This window comes from Chryseobacterium barbadense (assembly GCF_042849955.1).
GTDB lineage: Bacteria > Bacteroidota > Bacteroidia > Flavobacteriales > Weeksellaceae > Chryseobacterium.
Genome location: NZ_BAAFHL010000093.1, coordinates 1 through 5,755 on the forward strand (window position 1 = coordinate 1; position 5,755 = coordinate 5,755).

At 33.9% G+C, this 5,755-nt stretch carries 7 protein-coding genes and 1 tRNA gene; 4 read left to right on the forward strand and 4 right to left on the reverse strand.

The genetic code is table 11. The features are described from left to right. Positions 1–107 (reverse strand): bacteriocin-like protein (locus ACGHIN_RS17350; RefSeq protein ID WP_407936042.1); only part of this gene is annotated, 107 nt, incomplete at its 3' end. A 406-nt stretch (positions 108–513) separates the two neighbouring features. Here ACGHIN_RS17350 and ACGHIN_RS16240 point away from each other — a divergent pair. Beyond that, positions 514–2,241, forward strand: coding sequence for a sensor histidine kinase (locus ACGHIN_RS16240; RefSeq protein WP_390455924.1), 1,728 nt, complete (start codon positions 514–516; stop codon positions 2,239–2,241). Next, positions 2,225–2,878: a response regulator gene (locus tag ACGHIN_RS16245; RefSeq protein ID WP_390455927.1), complete on the forward strand. Its 654-nt coding sequence runs from the start codon at positions 2,225–2,227 to the stop codon at positions 2,876–2,878. Before ACGHIN_RS16240 ends, ACGHIN_RS16245 begins: the two co-directional genes overlap by 17 nt. Before the next feature lie 376 nt (positions 2,879–3,254). On the opposite strand, the gene xth is transcribed toward ACGHIN_RS16245, so the two are convergent. Further along, positions 3,255–4,043 (reverse strand): exodeoxyribonuclease III, encoded by a 789-nt coding sequence (gene xth / locus ACGHIN_RS16250; RefSeq protein WP_390455930.1) that lies wholly within the window; start codon positions 4,041–4,043, stop codon positions 3,255–3,257. Positions 4,044–4,340: 297 nt separating this feature from the next. Here xth and ACGHIN_RS16255 point away from each other — a divergent pair. Together ACGHIN_RS16255 and ACGHIN_RS16260 are read left to right on the forward strand one after the other, a co-directional pair. After that, a tRNA-Ser gene (locus ACGHIN_RS16255) sits at positions 4,341–4,425 on the forward strand. A 158-nt stretch (positions 4,426–4,583) separates the two neighbouring features. After that, positions 4,584–5,390 (forward strand): hypothetical protein, encoded by an 807-nt coding sequence (locus ACGHIN_RS16260; RefSeq protein ID WP_390455933.1) that lies wholly within the window; start codon positions 4,584–4,586, stop codon positions 5,388–5,390. Between the two features lie 56 nt (positions 5,391–5,446). Here ACGHIN_RS16260 and ACGHIN_RS16265 read toward each other — a convergent pair whose 3' ends face one another. After that, positions 5,447–5,593, reverse strand: coding sequence for a bacteriocin-like protein (locus ACGHIN_RS16265; protein WP_166668319.1), 147 nt, complete (start codon positions 5,591–5,593; stop codon positions 5,447–5,449). A 26-nt stretch (positions 5,594–5,619) separates the two neighbouring features. Beyond that, on the reverse strand, positions 5,620–5,755 hold a 136-nt coding region (locus ACGHIN_RS17355; RefSeq protein ID WP_407936043.1), incomplete at its 5' end, for a bacteriocin-like protein.

Genomic DNA, 5,755 nt, shown 5'->3' on the forward strand with positions numbered 1-5,755 from the left:
CTGCATTCCCATTTTCCGTTGATCAGGCATAGCTGACCGCCTCTGCAGTCGATACCTCCTTTAATGGTTTTCAATTCTTGTCTTTTGATTTTTTTAAAATTTTTCATAATAATTTGGTTTAGTCTATCCGAAATTAATCAATTTTTATGATTTGAAAGAAAATATTCTGAAAATTTTCATTTCAATAAGTTTTTCTTAGATAAATTATAGGCTCAGCGCTTTGGCACTTGTATACAGATCGGTCAGGCAGATAGTAATTTGTGGTATATAGTTTGTTAAGAGATCAATAATTAAAGCATCTTATTGTATGAAAGGAAAATTATCACTTGCTATTTTTAACAGGGCATCGTGTAAAGCATCTGGTGCTCATTATTCTGGAAAAAACAAAAAAATTACTTTACCTTTGCTTATAGAATGATAAGCCTGTTGCTATACTTTGGTACTCTTATCATGTAAAACTAATACCAATGAACTTAAATTATCAGGAAAATTAATTTAGCTGATAGAATGGATATGGAAGAAAAATTCTTAAAATTCAGATTGAGAAAAATTGTGCATTACTCATTGATCGGATGTATCCTTTTGATACAGGTCATAATTGCCATATTTTTCTATAACGAATTCGTGAATGGGAAAAAGCTGAAATTTATCGAAAACCAACTGAAGGAAAGCAGAGCGCTGGAAAATTTAACAGAAAACTCCAGAAAAGATTTCAGTGTGGCTCAGAGCTCTCTTCAAAAATATATGATCAGCCAGGATGATAAAGATCTGAAATCTTATTTCGAATCTCTGAGAAAGCTTAATGAAAACTTTGATAAGATAAATGAATACGAAAATGCGAATCCGGGATTAAAAACCAGCCTTGCATTGCAAAAAAAAGACCCGGTTAAAGTAACCACCTTTAAAACGTTAATAGATTCTGTATACCAGTTCTCTATGAACCTGCCTGCAAAAACAGATGATAAGCCGATTGAGCTGGAGAAGTTCAAGAATGATTTTGAAGATCTGAATATTGAAACCCATACCTATTCCGATACCATAAAAAAGAAAGGTTTGATGGGACGTTTAAAAGATGCTATATCCGGTAAAGTAAACGTTCAAAAGGAAAGTACCGTTATTACGATGACCAATAATAAAGCGGCAGATCTCTCCAAAATAAAATCTGAAATGAATGATGCCATAAAGTCTATGGAAAAGCATTATACTGAGGAGGTGAAAAAGATCCAGTTGTCTTCAACGAAGAAGCAGCAGGATAATCTGCAGTTTTACAATAATTTCAATAAACTCTTAATGTACAGCAACGGATTGATAGATGTTTATGAAAACGGAATCAAAAGCTTTAAATCCGGTCTGGAAAAAGAGCTGGAAAAGCAAAGATCAGCCAATAATAAAATAAGAACTTACCTTGTATTGGGGTTAATGATCTTAATGTTCATTGTATCTATTCTGATCATGTATTTTACGAGAATTGCATTTATATATGAATGGAAGCTTAATGCTGCCAATAAACAGATCAAGCAAAACCTTAATTTCAAGAACAGGATATTGGGAATGCTGAGCCATGAATTAAGATCTCCATTAAAAATTATTAATATTTTTATTGATAAAATTACCAGAACGTCCACCGATGAGACCATAAAAGAATATCTTAAATCTATAAAGTTTACGAATAGTACCTTGCTCATTCAGTCTAACCAGATCTTAGAATACACCAAGAATCAGGAAGCCGGTAAAAAGCTCGTTAACAACGTTTTTAATCTGAAAGACGAAATAAATGCTATTGTACAGTCTATTACACCCTATATTGAGACACGAAATAATAAGTTTGTGGTAACAGACGAAATACCCGCTAATACGGTAGTATATTCCGATAATATTAAAATGAACCAGATCTTTATGAATATTCTGGGAAATGCCAATAAGTTTACGGAGAACGGGCAGATCTGTCTCAATCTTACTACAGAGAGAATTAGCGGGGATAGAGTTTCCCTTACTGCTGTGGTGCAGGATACCGGTGTAGGAATATCCGAATCTGATGTGGAGAAAATTTTTGAACCCTATTATCAGGGCATAGTATCTGATGAGATTGATAATGTGGGAGCCGGCTTGGGACTGAACCTTTGTAAAGAAATTGTAGAGCTTTTTGACGGTAAAATATCAATTTCAAGTAAGCTGCACGAAGGAACCAAAGTGACATTCAAGATCAATTTAAATAGTAGCAATAATGGAATTACCAATTGAAAACAGGGAAATTACCTTCCTTTTAGCTGATGACCACGGCATTGTACGGCAGGGAATGGCGCTCACCATCAATGAAATCATTCCCAATGCTAAAATTTATCAAACTTCATCTTTACAGCAGATTGTAGAAGAGGTGCAGAGCAAAAATGTAGAAATAGCCATTATTGATGCCCATTTCCCCGGAGGTAACAGTCTTCATATCCTGCCCCAGATAAAAAGTGCTCGCCCGGATATTAAAATCCTGATCTTTTCCGGACTTGAGGAGGATTTGTATGCACTTAAGTACATTAATGCCGGAGCCAATGGGTACTTAAGCAAACTGAGCGAAGAGGAGGAAGTTAAAAATGCAATTCAAAGCATCGTCAATAAAGGAGAATATTTTTCTGCCGTTGTTCAGGGCCTGTTGGTACAATTTGCGAACAATCCCAATGCCATTAATCCGCTCGGTCTTTTAACCAAAAGAGAATTGCAGATTGCAGAGCTGTATGCAGAAGGATATGGTAATCTTGAAATTGCCAATCATTTGGATATCAAGCAAAATACGGTGAGTACAATCAAAAAAAATATCTTTGAGAAACTGAAGATCGAAAACCTTGTGGAACTTATTGATCTTATCAAAACTCATCATAAAATCTAGGATTTCTAAAAACCATTTTCTTCTTTTCCATTATTAAAACCTTTTCATCGATAAATATCTATCGTTTTATCGATATATATCTATGCTGTTTATTAGAAAAAATAGGAGGCAATGTTGTTACTTTGTATCAACAAAAACACAGATGATAACAAGCTCCTTAAAGAGTAATAGTATATGGCTGCCAATAAACACTGCAGCGATATAAGAACACAAGTGATGAAATTAATATAGGTGTATGTATGGCCTTTAGCCAACTTCTTGAAAACCTGAAAAAACACAAATCAATATAAAGAAGTGAATTGGTCTTTCAAGGTCATTGAATACAGAAAAAAAGAGAGGCTCTGGCCTCTTTTTTATTTTTTTACCCTATAACCGGTTATTTTTTTTGTCCAGACTTCTCAATTTCAATCCACACCGGCACATGATCACTGCTTTTTTCCCAACCGCGGACATGGCTGTCCACACCCCCGGATTGTAGACTGTTAGTCAGATAAGGGCTGAGCAAAATATGATCAAGTCTGATTCCGGCATTACGCTCATAGGCCTTATAAAGATAATCCCAGAATGTATAAACGGTCTCTTCAGGAAAAAGCCTCCGGATGGAATCTGTCCATCCTTTAGCCAGTAATTGTTGATATGCTTTTCTTACCTCCATTCTGTACAAAGCATCATTCTCCCATCGTTCCGGTTTATAGACGTCTCTCGGTTCCGGAATAATATTAAAATCACCGATCACAATCGCTGGTAATTCCATTTTGATGAGCTCGTTGGTCCTTTTTTGAAGGCGCTTGATCCATGAAAGCTTATAGTCAAATTTAGGTCCCGGGTAAGGATTGCCATTGGGGAGATAAAGACAGCAGATCACTATCTGATCGATAATGGCTTCAATATATCTGCTTTGAAGGTCTTCAGGATCACCGGGCAAAGTCCTCTGTACTTCGGTAATATCAAGACCTTTTGTAAGAATAGCAACGCCGTTCCAACTTTTTTGACCATGCCAGATGGCCTGATATCCTGCATCGTTGATTTCTTTTATCGGAAACCGTTCCTGCGGGGCTTTAAGCTCCTGAAGACAAACAATATCGGGCTGAGCTTCTTTGAGCCATTTTAATAAAACAGGTAAGCGCCCATTAACTCCATTAACATTGTAAGTTGCTATTTTCATGTTTCTGTAAGGATAAGAGATTATTTGTGAAGAGCAATAATTATTCCTTTAAAAACGAATAATGTGTTAATCATTAAAGGGTTACGGAATAACCTTAAGTTTGCTTACCAACAAAATAAAAGATATGAAACCATTTACCATAAACATTTGTAGGAGTTATAAGATAAAGCCCTTCAAGCAATCGAAGAGTTTTATTTGTCAGAAAATTCTCGAAAATAGATTGTCAAACTGTTTTGTCAGAAATAAAAAACATCCTATATTTGCACCACTGAAAACGAAGGTATAGCCGGAGTTGAAGGAGAGTTGGCAGAGTGGTCGATTGCGGCAGTCTTGAAAACTGTTGACTGTAACAGGTCCGGGGGTTCGAATCCCTCACTCTCCGCGAAAAAAAACCTTAGAATCAAATTCTAAGGTTTTTTTTATATAAAAGAAAGTACTTCAAAATAATCTATTATATAAAGATATAATTGTAAAGTATCTTAATTACGACTAACCATATTTTGATTATTTTTATGGTTTATTTTATATTAAAATTGTTAAATGATTCCATTAACTTTAATTACCATTTCATTTGGACTTGGTGAAGTTTTTTCAACAATACTTTTGATATTAATTATTCTTTCATTTTGTGCATTTTTGTACAGGATTTCTAAATATGAACAGTATAAGAAATCCAAATATGCAATTTCATCTCTTTCAATTATATTAACTTTACATTTAGTAGTATTTCCGTTTTTATATACTTTAATGCTCAAAAGTAATCCAACTAGTTTTGAATTCAAAACTGCTATACATATGAATCGAAAACAATTAGTTATTAATGAGTGGATTAATGATTCGAAAAATATTCCTTATGAGCTTAAATATCTTGAAAATATTAAACTCTCAAATCATAGTATCTCAAACAAACAATTAAAAGAACTAAAGCAATTAACTTTTACAAAAAGTAATATACTATATACAGATTATAATTATGATATTCCTAGCAGGGACTTAATGGCAAATATCTATGTATTTGATAAGAAAGGCATTTTAAAAAAGAAACTGAATAGAAGTGGAAGTCAGGCAGAATTGGATTCTATGAAATTCGGAACAGTAATAAGTAAAGATATAAATTACCTTAAAAATGAACTCCACTATTATAAAGCTAAAAAAGAAGAATTAGATAAAAACAATTTTTGGACTTTTGCAACATTACTTCCTTATAGCATATCTTCAATATTTACTGGGAATATGTCTCCAGTAACACCAATAGCTAATATATTCTACACCTTTCATTATTTTATAATTTATTGTATTGGCATAGGAATTTTCCTTCATTTTTTAATTAGAAATTTACAATCTTAAAAACCTTAGAATCAAATTCTAAGGTTTTTTTATTTCTAAATGAATAGATTATTGCTTTAGCTTAATATATCACATGGTGCTACACAAACAATCCACGGACATCTTTTGATTCCCGGAGGCGGGCAGCATGCTTCGGAGCAGCTTAAGGCTCCGCCGTTAATACCTTTTAACTGATCTCTTGAGATTTTTTTTAGATTTTTCATAATAAAGTAATTGGGTTATACTTGAATTAAGGTTGATTTCCTCCGCCGCATCCATCATAAGGTCTGCATTCCCATTTTCCGTTGATCAGGCATAGCTGACCGCCTCTGCAGTCGATACCTCCTTTAATGGTTTTCAATTCTTGTCTTTTGATTTTTTTAAAA

What these genes read in the sequence shown, in the direction of transcription:
- ACGHIN_RS16240 (WP_390455924.1), top strand. Translation starts at nt 514, where the DNA reads ATGGAAGAAAAATTCTTAAAATTCAGATTGAGAAAAATTGTGCATTAC.
- xth (WP_390455930.1), bottom strand. Translation starts at nt 4,043, where the DNA reads ATGAAAATAGCAACTTACAATGTTAATGGAGTTAATGGGCGCTTACCT.
- ACGHIN_RS16245 (WP_390455927.1), top strand. Translation starts at nt 2,225, where the DNA reads ATGGAATTACCAATTGAAAACAGGGAAATTACCTTCCTTTTAGCTGAT.
- ACGHIN_RS16265 (WP_166668319.1), bottom strand. Translation starts at nt 5,593, where the DNA reads ATGAAAAATCTAAAAAAAATCTCAAGAGATCAGTTAAAAGGTATTAAC.
- ACGHIN_RS16260 (WP_390455933.1), top strand. Translation starts at nt 4,584, where the DNA reads ATGATTCCATTAACTTTAATTACCATTTCATTTGGACTTGGTGAAGTT.